Source organism: Chromobacterium amazonense (assembly GCF_001855565.1).
GTDB classification, from domain to species: domain Bacteria; phylum Pseudomonadota; class Gammaproteobacteria; order Burkholderiales; family Chromobacteriaceae; genus Chromobacterium; species Chromobacterium amazonense.
On record NZ_MKCR01000008.1, the window covers coordinates 91,610 to 108,429 of the forward strand.

Genomic DNA, 16,820 nt, shown 5'->3' on the forward strand with positions numbered 1-16,820 from the left:
AGCCTCATGCCCTATGTCCGCATTTCCCTGCTCAAGGGCAAGCCGCCGCAGTACCTGCGCGCCCTGGCCGACGGCATTCATCAAGCCATGGTGGAATGCTTTGCAGTGCCGCCGGCAGACCGTTTCCAGCTGATCCACCAGCATGAGCCGGGCGAGATGGTTTTCGACCGCGACTACGCCGGCGGGCCGCGTTCAGATGATTTTGCGCTGGTGGCCATCCAGACCGGCCGGCCGCGCACGGCTGCGGCCAAGGCCGCCCTGTTTGCGCGGATGGCGGCGATCCTCGCTGAATCGCCAGGCTTGGCCCCAGCCGACCTGCTGGTGGTGATTGCTGACGGCGAGATGGACAACTGGTCGTTCAGCCATGGCCGCCAAGCCTCGGCCTTGAGCCGACAGGAGCTGCGATCATGCTGACTATGCAATACCGCATCGTTTTACCGACTGATTATCCGATGGCAATCATCGAGCGCCGCATCGCCGAGCGCGGCCATCTGACCGACGGGCTGCCGGGACTGGCGTTCAAGGCCTACCTGTATGCGATCAAGGGCGAGCCGGGCGCCGCTGCCAATGCCTATGCGCCGTTCTATCTGTGGCGGACGGCGGAGGGCATGCGCGACTTCCTGTCCGGTCCTGGCTTCGCGGCGCTGAGCGAATCGTTTGGCCGCCCTGTCGTGAATGGCGCCGTGGCCTGGTTCAGCGAGTGGCAAGGCGAGGCGGAAGCGGCGCGGCATGCCGTGATCCAGCGTCTACCCTTGTCGTCCGTTGAGTCTTTGGCGGTGCGGCGCGCGGCGGAGGAGGGCTGGGGACGGACGCGCTTGCGGGACGAGAATGCTCTGGGGGCGGCAAGCGCTTTCGATCCGGCCGAGTGGTCGCTCACCCGCATCGTGCTGCTGCGCGAGGCGCCGGACAATCTGGGGCCTGGTTGCGAGCTTTACCGCGTGGGCCGGATATCGCTGGGCGCAGCGTGATGTGTGTAGGGCAGATGCCCCGCTTGCGGGGCGATCTGCCATCCATTGTCTGCCAATGGCGGAACGCCCTCCGGGCTTCCGCCCTACGAACAATCAGATGGGCACAAACAGCGTCAGCCAGGCGTTCCAGCCAGACGTGCGGTTTTTGGCGTCGAATTCGTCGTAGGCTTTCAGGTTAGCGTACCACTTGTTCTTGCCCACTTTGAAAAAGTAGCCGGCTTGCGGGCCGAGGCCGGCGACGCGCGCTTTGTAATCTTTTTTGCCTAGCCCCGGCGCGCTGTCGTTCTCCAGCTGATGGTAGGCGTAGCCGACCAGGCCGATGTGGAAGTTTTCATTGAGGAACTGCGACAGCGAAACGTCCAGATGGGCATCGTTGCCGTTTTTGTATTCGGTGTCCGGGTTTTTTTGGTTGAATGTCAGCCCCAGCACGGCGGAAAACTCAGTGCCGCTTTTTTCGTTGAGATAGGTGTAGCCGCCGCCGCCATCGTAAGACCAGTGGTTCAGCCCCAGGTTGGCGTTGCGGTTAGGATCGTAGGAGCCGACCGGCACGCCCATGGTGGCGTAGGCCAGGTAGTTGTGGTTGCCGCGGCTCCATTTCATCGTCGCCATCGGGTAGAGGTCGCCGAAGCCGTCATGGACGTCATCGCTGCTCTGCGAGCGCGTTCTGCCGCGCACGGTGGTGGTGGATTGGCTGGCGTAGGCTTCGGCGCGGCCATAGTAGCCGGTCATCGAGACCGCCAGCTGCGCGCCGGCTACTGGCGTGGCGAAGGTGTAAGTCGGAGACACAAACAGCAAATCGTTAGGCGTGCTTTGCAGGCTGGCGGAGACCGTGCCTTTTTTATTGCGCTTGACGCTCTCGGAGCTGGCTTTGCCGTGATAGGCGCTGAAACTCCAGGACCAGCCCGGATCGTTTTGCACGGCGGCGAAAGTGCCGATCTGTCCCGGCAGCCAGAAACTCACGCCGTTTTCATCGGCGCGGGCGGGCATGGACAGGGCAAAGCAAGCGGCTGCGGCCCAGGCGGCGACGCCGAGGGCGGGGATTCGGTCTGGCGTGTTCATCTTTATTCTCATCGGCAGTGCCTGATGGTCAGGTCTGTAACTGATTTGGATCATCGCAGATAAATATGACGTCTGCCAGCGGCGGCGCGCTGCCGGTTTGCTTTGGTGGTATGCTGTATGAATTTTATTAGTCTGCAGCCCGGGCGAGATGATCAGAGGGAAGAGGATGAGCATTCGGCTATTGCCGCCGCAAGCGGAGGACGCAGAGGCGCGGCTGGCTTTCGAGCTGTGCAATCGTGCCTATTTCGAGCGCTGGATCAATGCGCGGCCTGAAGGTTATTACCGGCTGGACGAGGTGCGGGATGCGATAGGCGCGGCGGCGGGGGAAGCCAAGGCCGATGCCGGGTATCAGTATCTGATCTGGCGAGGCGACGAAATCGTCGGCCGCATCAATCTGCGCGGGGTGGAGCGGCGGTATTTCCACAAGGCGGAGCTGGGTTACCGCATAGGCGAAGCGCATGCCGGACAAGGCATCGCCAGCCAGGCTTTGGCCGCCCTGCGCGAGCTGGCCTTCGGCGAGCTGGGGCTGGCCAGATTGGAGGCCACGGTGCGGCCGGCCAATCCCGGCTCGCTCAAGGTGCTGCAGCGCAATGGCTTCACGGTGTTCGGCAAGGCTGAGAAGAGCATGCTGCTGCATGGGCAATGGCATGATCTGTGGCACATGGCGTGTCGTTCCCCGCGGATTCGTTTTCAATAAACCATAAAACTTTTATTGGCCACGGGGCCACATGAAAAAGCACGGACAAGATCCATGTATGCCGCTGTATTTTTGCAACGGGCAAGGCGCTCATCGCGCGGTTGGCAGCGGCTTGGCTGCGTTCTATTTCGTTTCTGCGGCCCAGATGTTTTGAAAAGAAAAAAGGCCGTCGCGCGGGCGACGGCCAATCAGGCTCTCCTCAAGGGATTACAGCGGTTGCTGCAGCTGCGCCAGAATCTGCGGATTTTCCAGCGTGGACACGTCCTGGGTGATTTCCTCGCCCTTGGCGATGGAGCGCAACAAGCGGCGCATGATCTTGCCGGAGCGGGTCTTGGGCAGGTTTTCGCCGAAGCGGATGTCGTCCGGCTGCGCGATCTTGCCGATTTCGTGCGCCACCCAGTTTTTCAGCTCCGCCGCTACGGTCTTGGCTGCGTCGCCCTGCGGCCGCGCGCCCTTCAGCACCACGAAGGCCACCACGGCTTCGCCCTTCACATCATGAGGCTTGCCGACCACGGCGGCTTCCGCCACCAGCGGGTTGGCCACCAGCGCCGATTCGATCTCCATGGTGCCCAGGCGGTGGCCTGACACGTTCAGCACGTCGTCGATGCGGCCCATGATCCAGAAATAGCCGTTCTCGTCGCGGTGGGCGGAATCGCCGGCCAGGTAGTATTTGCCGTCGAATTCGTCCGGGAAGTAGGTTTTCTTGAAACGGTCCGGATCGTTCCAGATGGTGCGCACCAAGCTGGGGAAGGGCTTCTTGATCACCAGGAAGCCGCCGCGGCCAGGTTCCACCTGGGCGCCGGATTCATCCACGATATCGGCGATGATGCCGGGCAAGGGCAGGGTGCAGGAACCCGGCTTGGTGGGCACCGCGCCCGGCAGCGGCGCGATCATCGCGGAGCCGGTTTCAGTCTGCCACCAGGTGTCGACGATGGGGCAGCGGCCGCCGCCGACGGTTTCGTAATACCAGATCCACGCTTCGGGGTTGATGGGCTCGCCCACCGTGCCCAGCACGCGCAAGGACGATAGATCGTACTGTTTGGGCAGGTCGGCGCCCAGCTTGATCAGCGAGCGGATCGCCGTCGGCGCGGTGTAGAAGATGGAAACCTTGTGCTGCTCGATCATTTTCCAGAAGCGGCCGGCGTCGGGATAGGTGGGCACGCCTTCGAAGATGACCTGGGTGGCGGCATTGGCCAGCGGGCCGTAGCAGACATAGCTGTGGCCGGTGATCCAGCCTACGTCGGCGGTGCACCAGTACACGTCGTTGGGTTTGTAGTCGAACACCCAGCGGAAGCTGTTCATCGCGCCCAGCAGGTAGCCGGCGGTGCTGTGCTGGATGCCCTTGGGCTTGCCGGTGGAGCCTGAGGTATAAAGGATGAACAGCGGGTCTTCTGCGTTCATCCATTCCGGTTCGCAGGTTTCGCTTTGGCCTTCGATCAGCTTGTGCCACCACACGTCGCGGCCCTCGGTCCAGTTGGCGCCGCCATTGGTGCGCTGGTAGACCACCACGTGCTTGACCGATTCGGCGCCTTCCAGCGCCAGCGCCTCGTCCACCGTCGGTTTCAGCGGCACATTCTTGCCGCCGCGCATGCCTTCGTTGGCGGTGATGACGACGCTGGCGCCGGCGTCTTGGATGCGGTCGCGCACAGCGCCGGCGGAGAAGCCGCCAAACACCACGGAGTGGATGGCGCCGATGCGGGCGCAGGCCTGCATGGCCACCACGGCCTCAATGCCCATCGGCATGTACACCACCACGCGGTCGCCTTTTTTCACCGCCAGGCTTTTCAGGCCGTTGGCGAACTGGCAGACGCGGCGGTGCAGCTCGGCATAGGTGATGCGGGTGACGTCGCCGTCGTCGGCTTCAAAGATGATGGCGATCTTGTTGGCGTTGGCGGCCAGGTGACGGTCCAGGCAGTTGTAGGACGCGTTCAGCACCCCATCCTCGAACCATTTGAAGAACGGCGCCTGGCTGTCGTCCAGCACGCGGGAGAACGGCTTCTTCCAGGTGATCAGTTCGCGCGCCAGATCCCCCCAGAACGACAGGTAATGATCATCGGCCTGTTCGCACAGGGCGTTGTAGGCCTCCATGCCGCTGATCGCCGCCTTGCGGCGGAACTCGTCCGACGGGGCGAAGCTGCGGGTTTCCTTGAGGATGGAATCTAGCGTCGACATGTATTTCTCCAGAGTCTTTGATGTTGTCGCCGCGCGCCGTGACGACGCGCGGCCTGTCTATGGTGTTGACACTTAATGCTTGCTGGCGCCGGAAGCGCCGATGCCGGTCATCGCCCGCACGTACTGGGCGTCGAACTTGGCCTTTTCATCGGCTGCCTGCTTCGATGTATCCAGCACCGAGATCAGCCAGGTGGCGACGAAAGCCAGGGTCATCGAGAAGATGGCCGGGTTCTTGTACGGGAAAATGGCGTGCTCGTGCTTCATCACTTCCACCCATACCGTCGGGCCCAGCACGATCAGCACCACGGCGGTCAGCAGGCCGATCAGGCCGCCGATCACTGCGCCGCGCGTGGTCAGTCCCTTCCAGAACATCGACAGGAACAGCACCGGGAAGTTTGCCGAGGCGGCGATGGAGAAGGCCAGGCCCACCATGAAGGCGATGTTCTGTTTCTCGAACACCAGGCCCAGCACGATGGCCACCACGCCCAGCACCACGGTGGTGATCTTGGAGACGCGGATTTCGTCGGTTTCGTTAGCCTTGCCGTGCTTGATCACGCTGGCGTACAGGTCATGCGAAACCGCGGACGCGCCGGACAGGGCCAGGCCGGACACCACCGCCAGAATGGTGGCGAAAGCCACGGCCGAGATGAAGCCGAGGAAAACGTCGCCGCCAACCGCGCCCGCCAGATGGATGGCGGCCATATTGTTGCCGCCTATCAGCTGATGCACCTCCTTGCCGTTCTTCATCACCGTTTCCATCATCCCCGGCTGGTTCAGCACCAGCATGATGGCGCCGAAGCCGATGATGAAGGTGAGGATGTAGAAGTAGCCGATGAAGCCGGTGGCGAAGAACACCGACTTGCGCGCCTCCTTGGCGTCGGCGACGGTGAAGAAGCGCATCAGGATGTGTGGCAGGCCGGCGGTGCCGAACATCAGCGCCAGACCCAGAGAGATGGAGTCGATCGGATCGGCCTTGCCCGGCGCCATGATGGCGGCGCCCTTGCTATGGACGGCGACGGCTTTTTCAAACATCAGCTCCGGGCTGAAACCGACGGTGGCCAATACCATGATGGCCATGAAGGTGGCGCCGGACAGCAAAAGCACAGCCTTGATGATCTGCACCCAAGTGGTGGCCAGCATGCCGCCGAACAGCACATAACACACCATCAGCACCCCCACCAGCAGCACGGCCGAGCCGTAGCTCATGCCGAACAGCAACTGGATCAGCTTGCCGGCGCCTACCATTTGCGCGATCAGATAAATCGCCACCACCACCAGCGTGGACAGGGCGGCGAAACTGCGCACCGGCGTCTGCTGCAGGCGGTAAGAAGCCACGTCGGCGAAGGTGTATTTGCCCAAGTTGCGCAGCCGTTCCGCCACCAGGAACAGGATGATGGGCCAGCCCACCAGGAAGCCCATGGAATAGATCAGGCCATCGTAGCCTTTCTCGAACACCAGCGCGGAAATGCCGAGGAAGGACGCGGCGGACATATAGTCGCCAGCGATGGCCAGGCCGTTCTGAAAGCCAGTGATGCCGCCGCCGGCGGCGTAGAAGTCGCTGGCGGATTTGGTGCGGCGCGCCGCCCAGTAGGTGATGCCCAGGGTGAAGGCGACGAACAGGAAGAACATGATGATGGCGTGCCAGTTGGTGGCCTGCTGCTTGACATCGCCTTCTATCGCGCCCGCCGCCAAGGCCAGCGTGGGCAGCAGGGCCGCCGCACAGGCGGCCAGGATGAGTTTGCGTGGCTGCATTATCGGGACTCCTCGACGATCTGTTGGGTCAGCGGGTCGAACTCGCGGTTGGCGCGGCGCACGTAGATGCCTGTCAGCACGAAGGCGGACAGGATGATGCAAATGCCCACCGGGATGCCTACTGTCATGGCGGCGCCTGCATACAGCGGCTTGCCCAGCAAGGACGGGTCGAAAGCCAGCACCAGAATGTAGCCGTAATAAATGGCCAGCATGACGATGGCCAGGGTCCAGCCGAGGCTGGTTTTCTTGTGGACCAGTTCCAGGTACTTCGGATTGGACTGGATCTTCTTCAGAGTCTCCTCATTCATGACATCCTCCTTTGGGGGTGTGCTGCGCTTGAAGGGGCGCTGATCCAAACATACGAGAGGACGGCGGCGGTAATCTAATCGTATTTTTTGATGCGGTAAATTTGTCGCGCCGATGATTGGTTAGGAAATATTATGTTAATCAATGGTCTGTGGTGGAATTTTTGCTCGAATTCGCGGCCGTTTAGCCTTTTGTCATAATGACGATAGGCTGTGCGTTGCGATGGGGCGAGCGGGGCCATCAGTTGGATATGGCGCGGGGGCTGGCTTGGATAAGCGGCTGACTTGATGCTGGGACGGAGATGGCGGCAGAGCAGCGACAACGATATGACCGGGAGGCAGTGGCGCATTCAAGCTGAACCTGAACCGCCCGGCAGCATGCCAACTCAGCCGCGCGGGGGCGTCGTTTTGGGAATGAAGCGCAGGCAGGTCTGGCCGGAGGCCTCCTGCACGTCGAGGCAGGGCAGGCGCTTGCTGGAAAAGCCCATCGCCCGGCAGCCGTAGGGAAAGTCCGGGTTGTAGGTGATGAAGTAGTGGCGGCAGCGGCGGCATAGCGGCTCGGCGCGCGGCGGACGCGGTGCGGGCATGGGCGATTCGGGAAAAGACAAACCCGCCCAGCTTAGCAGCGGGCGGGCCGATTGTGGCGGCGATGCGTCGAATAGCGAACTTAGGCCGTCGCGGCGACCGGGCTCAGGAACAGCGCCTGCTCGGCCTGGCGGCGTTTTTGCAGACCCGGCAGCACCTTGCCGCCGGCCTTGTCCCACAACGGGAACTGTCCAGAAGCGCCCCGGTAGTCGCCCTGGTTCAGCAAGCGCAGCAGGGTGGAGCTCTGCAGATTGCCCAGGCCCAGGTTGTAACTGAAGCTGATCAGCGCATCGAACTGGTTCTGGTTGATGGCCACCTTGACCAGATTGGACACGCCCTGCTCAAAGCGCCGCAAGTCCTGGCTCAGCAGCTGCGTGGCCTGGCTGTCGCTGATGCTCAGGCCTGCCCGCACATCAGGTCCGGTGTGGCCATAGCCTATGGTCCAGACGCCGACCGAGTCCTGATAGGCGGTCAGCCGCAGCCCTTCGAATTGCTGGATCAGCTGGATGCCGTTGCTGCTGGTTTGCATGAAGTGGTCTCCTTTATCTGTTGATAGGGCAGGGGCGAGCGGAAAGAACTCGTCGCGGCTGGGGCGATCCCCATGACAGGGGCTGGCGTCGCCGCGTCGAGCGGACAATGGCGGCCTGGAAATCTGTTTGGTATTTTTAATTTTACTGGTAATGCCTAGGGGCTGTTGACGTTTGGGGAGAGGTCGCGCCGGGATGCGTTTTGCGGCGAATTGAGGCGTTTCGCGTGCCGCATTTCATTCTCTGCCAGTGCGGAACAACGAAGAGTCGGCGCGAAAAGCGCCCGGCCCTGCGGGTTTGGCGAAGCGCAAACGCGATCCACTCACCAAACGTCAACAGCCCCTGGATGTCAGGACATGAACTGTGCTGTCGCTATTCTGGCAGTGAGAGAATCTATTGTTTATTAATGAGAAACAATAAATTTGTTTAGCCGGGCTATTTCGTGAAATGAAAACCGCTTACATTGAGCATCGTCCATCGGCTGCCATGCAGCTTTGACTTTCCAGCAGAGGCTTCCATGTCCCAAACGCGCTATACCTCCACCGCCATCTTTCTGCACTGGCTGATGGCCATCATGCTGCTCTGCCTGTTCTGCGTCGGCTTCTACATGCATGGCCTGCCGCTGTCGCCATTCAAGCTGAAGATCTACTCCTGGCACAAATGGGCTGGCGTCACGGTGTTTTTGCTGGTTTGGCTGCGCCTGATCTGGCGCTTTGGACACCGGCCGCCGGCGCTGCCCGCCGGCATGGGCGCGGCGATGCGGGCGCTGGCGCATGTCGGCCACTTGGCGCTGTATCTGCTGATGATCGCCATTCCGCTGTCCGGTTGGCTGATGAGCTCGGCCAAGGGCGTGCAGACCGTGTATTTCGGCGTGCTGCCGCTGCCGGATCTGATCGCGCCTAATCAAGACCTGGGGCATCGGCTGGGCGCGGTGCACACCGCGCTGAACTACCTGCTGGCGGCGACAGTGCTGGGCCATGCCGCCGCCGCGTTGAAACATCATCTGCTAGACAAGGACGATGTGCTGAGCCGCATGCTGCCGTGGCGCGCTCGCTCCTGACCCTCACCCGGAGAACCAAACATGAAAATCCAATCCCTTGCGCTGTCCTTGCTCATGGGCAGCGTCTTGGCGGCTCCTTTGACCGCCCGCGCGGCGGCTTACACTGCCATCCAGCAGGACAAGAGCCATATCGCCTTCGGCTATAAGCAGATGGGCGTGGGCATGCAAGGCCAGTTCAAAAAATTCTCCGCCGTGCTGAATTTCGATCCGGCCAAGCCGGCCGCATCCAAGGCTGAGCTGACGGTGGACATCGCCAGCATCGACACTGGCTCGGCAGAGACCAATGACCAAGTGTCTGACAAGGACTGGTTCAATACCAAGCAGTATCCGACAGCCCGCTTCGTGTCCGGCGCCATCAAGCCGCTGGGCGGCAACCGCTTCCAGGTGGACGGCAAGCTGACCATCAAGGGCCGCACCCAGGCCGTCAGCACCGTGGCCACCATGACGCCGCAGGGCGCGATGGCGGCTTTTGACGGCGCGCTGAACATCAAGCGGGCCGACTTCGCCATCGGCGAAGGCGACTGGAGGGACTTCGGCACCGTCGCCAACGAAATCCAGATCAAGTTCCACCTGCTGGCGCGCGCCAAATAAGCGCGGCCGCTTTCAACCAAGGAAAGAAGCCATGAATAAACTGACTCGCCTCACTCTGGCCGCCGTGGCCTTCGCCGGCTTCAGCAGCGCCGCGCTGGCTGCGCCGGAAACCTACGTCATCGACGGCACCCACACCTTTCCGCGCTTTTCCTACAGCCACTTCGGCTTTTCCACCCAGCTGAGCCGTTTCGACAAAACCAGCGGCAAGATCGTGTTGGACAAGGAAGCCAAGACCGGCTCCGTCGACGTCACCATCGACATGAAATCGGTGGACACCGGCTACCCGGTGTTCAACGGCCACATCCAGGGCGCGGACTTCTTCGATACCGCCAAGTATCCGACCGCCACCTTCAAGTCCACCAAGGTGCTGTTCGACGGCGACAAGCCGACCACCGTGGAGGGCAATCTGACCATCAAGGGCGTGACCAAGCCGGTGACGCTGACCCTGTCCAGCTTCCTGCAGCAGCCGCACCCGATGCTGAAGAAGGACGCCATCGGCGCCAATGCCAGCGTCAAGGTCAAGCGCAGCGAGTTCAATGCCGGCAAGTACGCGCCGTATGTCGGCGACGATGTCACCATCGACATCGCCGTGGAAGCCATCCACGAGTAAGCCCAGTCTCGGGTTTGCCATGGAAAACGGCCGGGTCCGCAAGGGCGCGGCCGTTTTTCGCGTTTAGGCGCGCGGCATCGACCGAAGCGCCATCACCGAGGCGGCGGGCCGCAGATCGGAAATGGAAGCGGTCGCCACCGCGGGGCGCATGCCAGGACGCCGGCGGCAGGAAGTCGGTTTAGCGGCCCCGTCGCCAGGCAGGCCGCATGCAAGATGCGATCCGCATTCATATGGCAAAGTCGATACGGTTGATTTGACTTTGGAATATTAAATTTTTTGAAATTAACTCATTGGCAATGGCGAGAGGCCAAGCTGTTGCGCTTTCCACTCAAACATGGAACGCAAATGAACGCTTGGACTCTCCTGTTGTGCGGGGCGCTGGCCGCGCCTGCCCTATGCCGCGCCGATGCTCCCGAAAACTTGAAGCTGGCGACCTGGAACGCCATGCTATTGCCGCAGACCCTGTATCCCAATTATGGCCAGATGCGCCGCGTCGAGCTGATGGCGGCTTCCCGCGTGGCCCAGGACCAGGACGTGGTGGTGTTCCAGGAGCTGCAGGACAACGCGGCGTCGGACAAGCTGCTGGCGCTGCTCAAGCCGCGCTTTCCGTATCAGACCCCGGTCATCGGCCGTACCCAGCAAGGCTGGGATGGGACCGAAGGCTGGAACGCATGGAAACCGGAGGATGGCGGCGTCGCCATCGTCAGCCGCTGGCCCATCGTGGAGCAGCGGCAGTATCTGTTTCAGACGCCGGGCTGCAGCTGGGACGGCCAGGCGCTGAAAGGCTTCGCCTACGCCAAGATCAATGCCGGCGGCCGCGTGTTTCACGTCATCGGCACCCACCTGCAGTCGGAAGACAGCGGCTGCGCCAACCATGGCGACGTCGCTGTGCGCCAGGCGCAGCTGCGCGAACTGGCTAATTGGGTCAAGGCCAGGCACTTGCCGCCGGAGGAGACGGTCATCGTCGCCGGCGACATGAATATCGACCGCAACAAGACCAGCGAATACCGCGCCTTGCTCGACATTCTGCAGGCCAGCGAGCCGCGCTACGCCGGCATGCCGCACAGCTTCGACACCGCCGGCAACGGCATCGCGCTGGAGCGCTATGGGGCGCGCACGGGCGACGCGCCGGAATATCTGGACTACATCCTGCTGTTGCGGGGCCACCGCCAGCCTGCCGTATGGCACAACCAGGCCTTGGACGCGCCGGCGCCGCAATGGACGGCGCAGTCGGCGCTGGCCAAGCAAACTTACGCCTACGCCGATTTCAGCGACCACTACCCGGTGCAGGCCTTCGCCTGGGCCGACGCCTCTACGCCGACCCATTCCCTGAGCGCTCCGGCGGGCAGCTACCGCGGCCTAACCTTGCAGAATCAGGCCAGCGGCCGCTACGTCCAGGCCGGCGACGCCAATGACGGCTGGCTGAAAACCGATGCCGCGGCGCCGGGGCCGCGCGCGCGCTTCAATCTGTCCAACAATTTTTCCATGCGCGACAACGGCTGCGTCCGCTCCGGCGAATACGTCAGGCTGGAGCGCGCGGACCGTCCGGGCTGGTTCTGGAACTGGTGGAGCGGGCTGGGCGGCAACCAGTATGCCTATTACGCCGCGCAAGGCGCGTTGAACCGCTCCGCGGAGCTGCGATTGATCAACCACAGCCGGCCGGAAGGCTGCTTGCAGGACGGCGACGTGGTGTCGTTCAAGGACTGGGCGCGCGCGGCGGACTATTACCTGACGGCCTGGGCCGGCGGCGGCCATGCGGACCAGCTGTATCTGTGGCAGCCGGCCGCCGGCGACGGCGAACGCTTCCGCGTGCGGCTGGGCGAGGAGGCGCGCTATCTGGATTGGCGCGCGCAATTGGTCTACGCCAAGCGGCGTTGAGGTGCTGATGGCTTGTCTCTGATTGGCGACAGCTGACCCTGTTCATTGGAACAGGGTTAGGCATTCTGTCCGACAGTATGCTTGTTGATTGGATACAAATTGACTAACGTGTCACCCATGTTTGTCATTAAGATGAAAATTATTGAATGACAAATCAATTTTTGGTCTGGCCGGAACGGCGCCGCTAGCTAGGAGGGAGCGGCGTCAACAGCCGGGCACTGCTCAATCCAAAGCGTCTACCGGTCAGCCAGGCGGCGGCTCGGAGCGACGGCGCACCGTCAAGAGGGAACCACGATGAAGCATTCATCCGATATCTGCATCGTCGGCGCCGGCATCAGCGGCCTGACTTGCGCCAGCCATCTGCTGGACTCTCCCGCCTGCCGCGGCCTGTCTTTGCGCATTTTCGACATGCAGCAAGAGGCTGGCGGCCGCATCCGTTCGAAAACGCTGGACGGCAAGGCGGCGGTCGAGTTGGGCGCGGGGCGCTTTTCCCCGCAGCTGCACCCGCATTTCCACAAGACGATGTCGCACTACAGCCAGAAGAGCGAGGTGTATCCGTTCACCCAGCTGAAATTCAAGAGCCATGTCCAGCAGAAGCTGAAGCGGGCGATGAGCGAGTTGTCGCCGCGGCTGAAGGAACACGGCAAAGAGCCCTTCCTGCAATTCGTCAGCCGGTTTCAGGGCAGGGACAGCGCGGTAGGCATGATCCGCTCCATGGGTTATGACGCTTTGTTCCTGCCCGACATCTCGGCCGAGATGGCCTACGACATCGTCGGCAAGCACCCGGAAATCCAGAGCGTGACCGACAACGACGCCAACCAGTGGTTTTCTGCGGAAACCGGCTTTGCGGGGCTGATCCAGGGCATCAAGGCCAGGGTCAAGGCGGCGGGCGCGCGCTTCAGCCTGGGCTATCGCCTGTTGTCGGTGGCGGCGGACGGAGACGGCTACCTGCTGCGGTTCGCCGGGGACGATGGCTGGAAGCTGGAGCATCGCGCGCGGCATCTGATCCTGGCGATTCCGCCGTCGGCGATGGCGGGGCTGGACGTGGGTTTTCCGGAATCGTGGGGCGGCGCGCGTTACGGCTCCTTGCCGCTGTTCAAGGGTTTCCTGACTTATGACGAGCCCTGGTGGCTGGATTACAAGCTGGACGACCAGGTGCTGATCGTCGACAACCCGCTGCGCAAGCTCTACTTCAAGGGCGACAAGTACCTGTTCTTCTACACCGACAGCGAGATGGCCAATCACTGGCGCGGCGCGCTGGCAGAGGGCGAGGAGCATTATCTGGCGCAGGTGCGCGGCCATCTGGCCGGCGCGCTGGGCATCGCTGCCGAACGCATCCCGCAGCCCCGCTCGCATCTGCACAAGTACTGGGCGCACGGTGTCGAATTCTGCCGCGACAGCGACATAGGCCACCCCTCCGCGCTGAGCCACCGCGACAACGGCATCATTGCCTGTTCCGACGCTTATACCGAGCACTGCGGCTGGATGGAGGGCGGCTTGCTCAGCGCGCGCGAAGCCAGCCGGCTGCTGCTGCAGCGCCTCTCCTGACGCGCCGGCTTGGACGCAGCATCTGGCCGCTTCAGCGGGCCAAAGTCGGCCACCATCCATCGGGAGACACATGAGCATTCTGGATTTTCCACGCATCCATTTCCGCGGCTGGGCGCGCGTCAACGCGCCCACCGCCAACCGCGATCCGCACGGCCAGATCGACATGGCCAGCAATACGGTGGCCATGGCCGGCGAACCCTTCGACCTCGCGCGCCATCCGACCGAGTTCCACCGCCACCTGCGGTCGCTGGGGCCGCGTTTCGGCCTGGACGGCCGGCCTGACCCGGAAGGGCCGTTCAGCCTGGCCGAGGGCTACAACGCGGCCGGCAACAACCACTTCTCCTGGGAGAACGCCACCGTCAGCCACGTGCAGTGGGACGGCGGGGACGCGGACCGCTGCGATGGCCTGGTCGGCGCCAAGCTGGCGCTGTGGGGGCATTACAACGACTACCTGCGCACCACCTTCAACCGCGCGCGATGGGTGGACAGCGACCCCACCCGCCGCGACGCGGCGCAGATCTACGCCGGGCAGTTCACGATCAGCCCGGCCGGCGCCGGACCGGGCACGCCGTGGCTGTTCACCGCCGACATCGACGACAGCTACGGCGCGCGCTGGACGCGCGGCGGCCACATCGCCGAGCGCGGCGGCCATTTCCTGGACGAGGAGTTCGGCCTGGCGCGGCTGTTCCAGTTCTCGGTGCCCAAAGACCATCCGCACTTCCTCTTCCACCCTGGGCCGTTCGATTCCGAAGCCTGGCGCAGGCTGCAGCTGGCGCTGGAGGACGACGACGTGCTCGGCCTGACGGTGCAGTACGCGCTGTTCAATATGTCGACGCCGCCGCAACCCAACTCGCCGGTGTTCCACGACATGGTCGGCGTGGTCGGCCTGTGGCGGCGCGGTGAACTGGCCAGCTACCCGGCCGGCCGGCTGCTGCGTCCGCGCCAGCCCGGGCTGGGCGATCTGACGCTGCGCGTAAGCGGCGGCCGCGTGGCGCTGAATCTGGCCTGCGCCATTCCGTTCTCCACCCGGGCGGCGCAGCCGTCCGCGCCGGACAGGCTGACGCCCGATCTCGGGGCCAAGCTGCCGTTGGGCGACCTGCTGCTGCGCGACGAGGACGGCGCGTTGCTGGCGCGGGTGCCGCAGGTGCTGTACCAGGATTACTGGACGAACCACGGCATCGTCGACCTGCCGCTGCTGCGCGAGCCCAGTGGCTCGCTGACGCTGTCCAGCGAGTTGGCCGAATGGCGCGAGCAGGACTGGGTCACGCAGTCCGACGCCTCCAATCTTTACCTGGAAGCGCCGGACCGCCGCCACGGCCGCTTCTTTCCGGAAAACATCGCGCTGCGCAGCTATTTCCGCGGCGAGGCCCGCGCGCGCCTGGACATTCCCCACCGGATCGAGGGGATGGGTCTGGTCGGCGTGGAGTCGCGCCAGGACGGCATTTCCACTGAATGGCAGCTAACCGGCCTGCGGCCTGGCCCGGCGCGCATCGTGCTCGACGACGGCGCGGAGGCGATCACGCTGCGGGTGCTGCCGGACGACTGGGCGCTGGACGACGCGACGGTGGAGGAGGTCGATTACGCCTTCCTGTACCGCCACGTGATGGCCTATTACGAGCTGGTCTACCCGTTCATGTCCGACAAGGTGTTCAGCCTGGCCGACCGCTGCAAGTGCGAGACCTACGCCAGGCTGATGTGGCAGATGTGCGATCCGCAGAACCGGAACAAGAGCTACTACATGCCCAGCACCCGCGAGCTGTCGGCGCCCAAGGCCAGGCTGTTCCTCAAGTATCTGGCCCATGTCGAGGGCCAGGCCAGGCTGCAGGCGCCGCCGCCGGCTGGGCCGGCGCGCATCGAGAGCAAAGCCCAGCTGGCGGCCGAGCTGCGCAAGGCGGTGGATCTGGAGTTGTCGGTGATGCTGCAGTACCTGTACGCCGCCTATTCCATTCCCAATTACGCCCAGGGCCAGCAGCGGGTGCGCGACGGCGCGTGGACGGCGGAGCAGCTGCAGCTGGCCTGCGGCGGCGGCGACCGGCGCCGCGACGGCGGCATCCGCGCCGCGCTGCTGGAGATCGCCCACGAGGAGATGATCCATTACCTGGTGGTCAACAATCTGCTGATGGCGCTGGGCGAGCCGTTCTACGCCGGCGTGCCGCTGATGGGCGAGGCGGCGCGGCAGGCGTTCGGCCTGGACACCGAATTCGCGCTGGAGCCGTTCTCCGAATCGACGCTGGCGCGCTTCGTCCGGCTGGAATGGCCGCACTTCATCCCCGCGCCGGGCAAATCCATCGCCGACTGCTACGCCGCCATCCGCCAGGCCTTTCTCGATCTGCCCGACCTGTTCGGCGGCGAGGCCGGCAAGCGCGGCGGCGAGCACCACTTGTTCCTCAACGAGCTGACCAACCGCGCCCATCCCGGCTATCAGCTGGAGGTGTTCGACCGCGACAGCGCGCTGTTCGGCATCGCCTTCGTCACCGAGCAGGGCGAGGGCGGCGCGCTGGACTCGCCGCATTACGAGCATTCGCATTTCCAGCGGCTGCGGGAGTTGTCGGCCCGCATCATGGCGCAGCCCGCGCCGTTCGAGCCGGCCTTGCCGGCGCTGCGCAACCCGGTGCTGGACGAGTCGACAGGCTGCCAGCGCGTGGCGGACGGACGAGCGCGCGCGTTCATGGCGCTGTACCAGGGCGTGTACGAGCTGATGTTCGCGATGATGGCGCAGCACTTCGCGGTCAAGCCGCTGGGCAGCCTCAGGCGCTCGCGGCTGATGAACGCGGCGATCGACTTGATGACCGGCTTGCTGCGGCCGCTGTCCTGCGCGCTGATGAACCTGCCATCCGGCGTCGCCGGACGCACCGCCGGGCCGCCGCTGCCGGGGCCGGTGGACACGCGCAGCTACGACGACTACGCGCTGGGCTGCCGAATGCTGGCGCGGCGCTGCGAGCGCCTGCTGGAGCAGGCGTCGATGCTGGAGCCGGGCTGGCTGCCCGACGCGCAAATGGAACTGCTGGATTTCTACCGCCGGCAGATGCTGGATTTGGCTTGTGGAAAGCTTTCTAGAGAGGCCTGAA

At 63.7% G+C, this 16,820-nt stretch carries 15 protein-coding genes; 9 read left to right on the plus strand and 6 right to left on the minus strand.

All coding sequences use genetic code 11. From position 1 onward, the window contains the following. Positions 1-6 precede the first annotated feature (6 nt). A complete protein-coding gene (locus BI343_RS06050) occupies positions 7-414 on the plus strand; it encodes a tautomerase family protein (RefSeq protein WP_043628562.1) in 408 nt (135 codons plus the stop codon). After that, positions 408-968, plus strand: a complete 561-nt coding sequence (locus BI343_RS06055) for a DUF4865 family protein (protein WP_071109047.1) — start codon at positions 408-410, stop codon at positions 966-968. Before BI343_RS06050 ends, BI343_RS06055 begins: the two co-directional genes overlap by 7 nt. Positions 969-1,061: 93 nt before the next feature. On the opposite strand, the gene BI343_RS06060 is transcribed toward BI343_RS06055, so the two are convergent. Beyond that, positions 1,062-2,027: a SphA family protein gene (locus BI343_RS06060; RefSeq protein ID WP_244886586.1), complete on the minus strand. Its 966-nt coding sequence runs from the start codon at positions 2,025-2,027 to the stop codon at positions 1,062-1,064. Positions 2,028-2,193: 166 nt separating this feature from the next. Between BI343_RS06060 and BI343_RS06065 the strand changes: the two genes are divergently transcribed. Further along, the gene (locus tag BI343_RS06065; RefSeq protein ID WP_071109048.1) at positions 2,194-2,724 is read left to right on the plus strand and encodes a GNAT family N-acetyltransferase; all 531 of its coding nucleotides are present in this window, start codon (positions 2,194-2,196) and stop codon (positions 2,722-2,724) included. A 207-nt stretch (positions 2,725-2,931) separates the two neighbouring features. Here BI343_RS06065 and acs read toward each other — a convergent pair whose 3' ends face one another. The 5 genes from acs to BI343_RS06090 all read right to left on the minus strand — a co-directional run bounded on the left by acs (position 2,932) and on the right by BI343_RS06090 (position 8,067). After that, the gene (gene acs, locus BI343_RS06070; RefSeq protein ID WP_071109049.1) at positions 2,932-4,896 is read right to left on the minus strand and encodes an acetate--CoA ligase; all 1,965 of its coding nucleotides are present in this window, start codon (positions 4,894-4,896) and stop codon (positions 2,932-2,934) included. Positions 4,897-4,968: 72 nt separating this feature from the next. Next, complete coding sequence (locus tag BI343_RS06075; protein WP_043628553.1) at positions 4,969-6,648, minus strand: cation acetate symporter; 1,680 nt, start codon at positions 6,646-6,648, stop codon at positions 4,969-4,971. Next, a complete protein-coding gene (locus tag BI343_RS06080) occupies positions 6,648-6,956 on the minus strand; it encodes a DUF485 domain-containing protein (protein ID WP_043628551.1) in 309 nt (102 codons plus the stop codon). Before BI343_RS06080 ends, BI343_RS06075 begins: the two co-directional genes overlap by 1 nt. Positions 6,957-7,339: 383 nt before the next feature. Then, positions 7,340-7,540, minus strand: coding sequence for a hypothetical protein (locus BI343_RS06085; protein ID WP_071109050.1), 201 nt, complete (start codon positions 7,538-7,540; stop codon positions 7,340-7,342). An 80-nt stretch (positions 7,541-7,620) separates the two neighbouring features. Further along, on the minus strand, positions 7,621-8,067 hold the full coding sequence (locus BI343_RS06090) for a lysozyme (protein ID WP_071109051.1): 447 nt from the start codon (positions 8,065-8,067) through the stop codon (positions 7,621-7,623). 515 nt (positions 8,068-8,582) lie between these two features. On the opposite strand from BI343_RS06090, the gene BI343_RS06095 reads away from it, so the two are divergent. The 6 genes from BI343_RS06095 (at position 8,583) to vioB (ending at position 16,819) form a co-directional block, all read left to right on the plus strand. Further along, the gene (locus tag BI343_RS06095) at positions 8,583-9,125 is read left to right on the plus strand and encodes a cytochrome b (RefSeq protein WP_043628303.1); all 543 of its coding nucleotides are present in this window, start codon (positions 8,583-8,585) and stop codon (positions 9,123-9,125) included. 21 nt (positions 9,126-9,146) lie between these two features. Next, positions 9,147-9,716 carry a YceI family protein gene (locus tag BI343_RS06100; RefSeq protein WP_071109052.1) on the plus strand — a complete coding sequence of 190 codons (570 nt, stop codon included), beginning with the start codon at positions 9,147-9,149 and terminating at the stop codon, positions 9,714-9,716. A 31-nt stretch (positions 9,717-9,747) separates the two neighbouring features. Next, a complete protein-coding gene (locus BI343_RS06105; protein WP_071109053.1) occupies positions 9,748-10,326 on the plus strand; it encodes a YceI family protein in 579 nt (192 codons plus the stop codon). Positions 10,327-10,671: 345 nt separating this feature from the next. Then, the gene (gene sph / locus BI343_RS06110; protein WP_083340836.1) at positions 10,672-12,204 is read left to right on the plus strand and encodes a sphingomyelin phosphodiesterase; all 1,533 of its coding nucleotides are present in this window, start codon (positions 10,672-10,674) and stop codon (positions 12,202-12,204) included. Between the two features lie 294 nt (positions 12,205-12,498). Further along, positions 12,499-13,752, plus strand: a complete 1,254-nt coding sequence (vioA, locus tag BI343_RS06115) for a flavin-dependent violacein biosynthesis tryptophan-2 monooxygenase VioA (protein WP_071109054.1) — start codon at positions 12,499-12,501, stop codon at positions 13,750-13,752. A gap of 70 nt (positions 13,753-13,822) precedes the next feature. Then, complete coding sequence (vioB, locus tag BI343_RS06120) at positions 13,823-16,819, plus strand: iminophenyl-pyruvate dimer synthase VioB (protein ID WP_071109055.1); 2,997 nt, start codon at positions 13,823-13,825, stop codon at positions 16,817-16,819. Position 16,820: the final 1 nt, after the last annotated feature.

Excerpts from the sequence above, each read along its gene's own strand:
- BI343_RS06075 (WP_043628553.1), bottom strand. The coding sequence starts at position 6,648 with ATGCAGCCACGCAAACTCATCCTGGCCGCCTGTGCGGCGGCCCTGCTG.
- BI343_RS06100 (WP_071109052.1), top strand. The coding sequence starts at position 9,147 with ATGAAAATCCAATCCCTTGCGCTGTCCTTGCTCATGGGCAGCGTCTTG.
- sph (WP_083340836.1), top strand. The coding sequence starts at position 10,672 with ATGAACGCTTGGACTCTCCTGTTGTGCGGGGCGCTGGCCGCGCCTGCC.
- BI343_RS06085 (WP_071109050.1), bottom strand. The coding sequence starts at position 7,540 with ATGCCCGCACCGCGTCCGCCGCGCGCCGAGCCGCTATGCCGCCGCTGC.
- BI343_RS06065 (WP_071109048.1), top strand. The coding sequence starts at position 2,194 with ATGAGCATTCGGCTATTGCCGCCGCAAGCGGAGGACGCAGAGGCGCGG.
- BI343_RS06080 (WP_043628551.1), bottom strand. The coding sequence starts at position 6,956 with ATGAATGAGGAGACTCTGAAGAAGATCCAGTCCAATCCGAAGTACCTG.
- BI343_RS06055 (WP_071109047.1), top strand. The coding sequence starts at position 408 with ATGCTGACTATGCAATACCGCATCGTTTTACCGACTGATTATCCGATG.
- vioB (WP_071109055.1), top strand. The coding sequence starts at position 13,823 with ATGAGCATTCTGGATTTTCCACGCATCCATTTCCGCGGCTGGGCGCGC.
- vioA (WP_071109054.1), top strand. The coding sequence starts at position 12,499 with ATGAAGCATTCATCCGATATCTGCATCGTCGGCGCCGGCATCAGCGGC.
- BI343_RS06090 (WP_071109051.1), bottom strand. The coding sequence starts at position 8,067 with ATGCAAACCAGCAGCAACGGCATCCAGCTGATCCAGCAATTCGAAGGG.
- BI343_RS06060 (WP_244886586.1), bottom strand. The coding sequence starts at position 2,027 with ATGAACACGCCAGACCGAATCCCCGCCCTCGGCGTCGCCGCCTGGGCC.
- BI343_RS06105 (WP_071109053.1), top strand. The coding sequence starts at position 9,748 with ATGAATAAACTGACTCGCCTCACTCTGGCCGCCGTGGCCTTCGCCGGC.
- BI343_RS06095 (WP_043628303.1), top strand. The coding sequence starts at position 8,583 with ATGTCCCAAACGCGCTATACCTCCACCGCCATCTTTCTGCACTGGCTG.
- BI343_RS06050 (WP_043628562.1), top strand. The coding sequence starts at position 7 with ATGCCCTATGTCCGCATTTCCCTGCTCAAGGGCAAGCCGCCGCAGTAC.
- acs (WP_071109049.1), bottom strand. The coding sequence starts at position 4,896 with ATGTCGACGCTAGATTCCATCCTCAAGGAAACCCGCAGCTTCGCCCCG.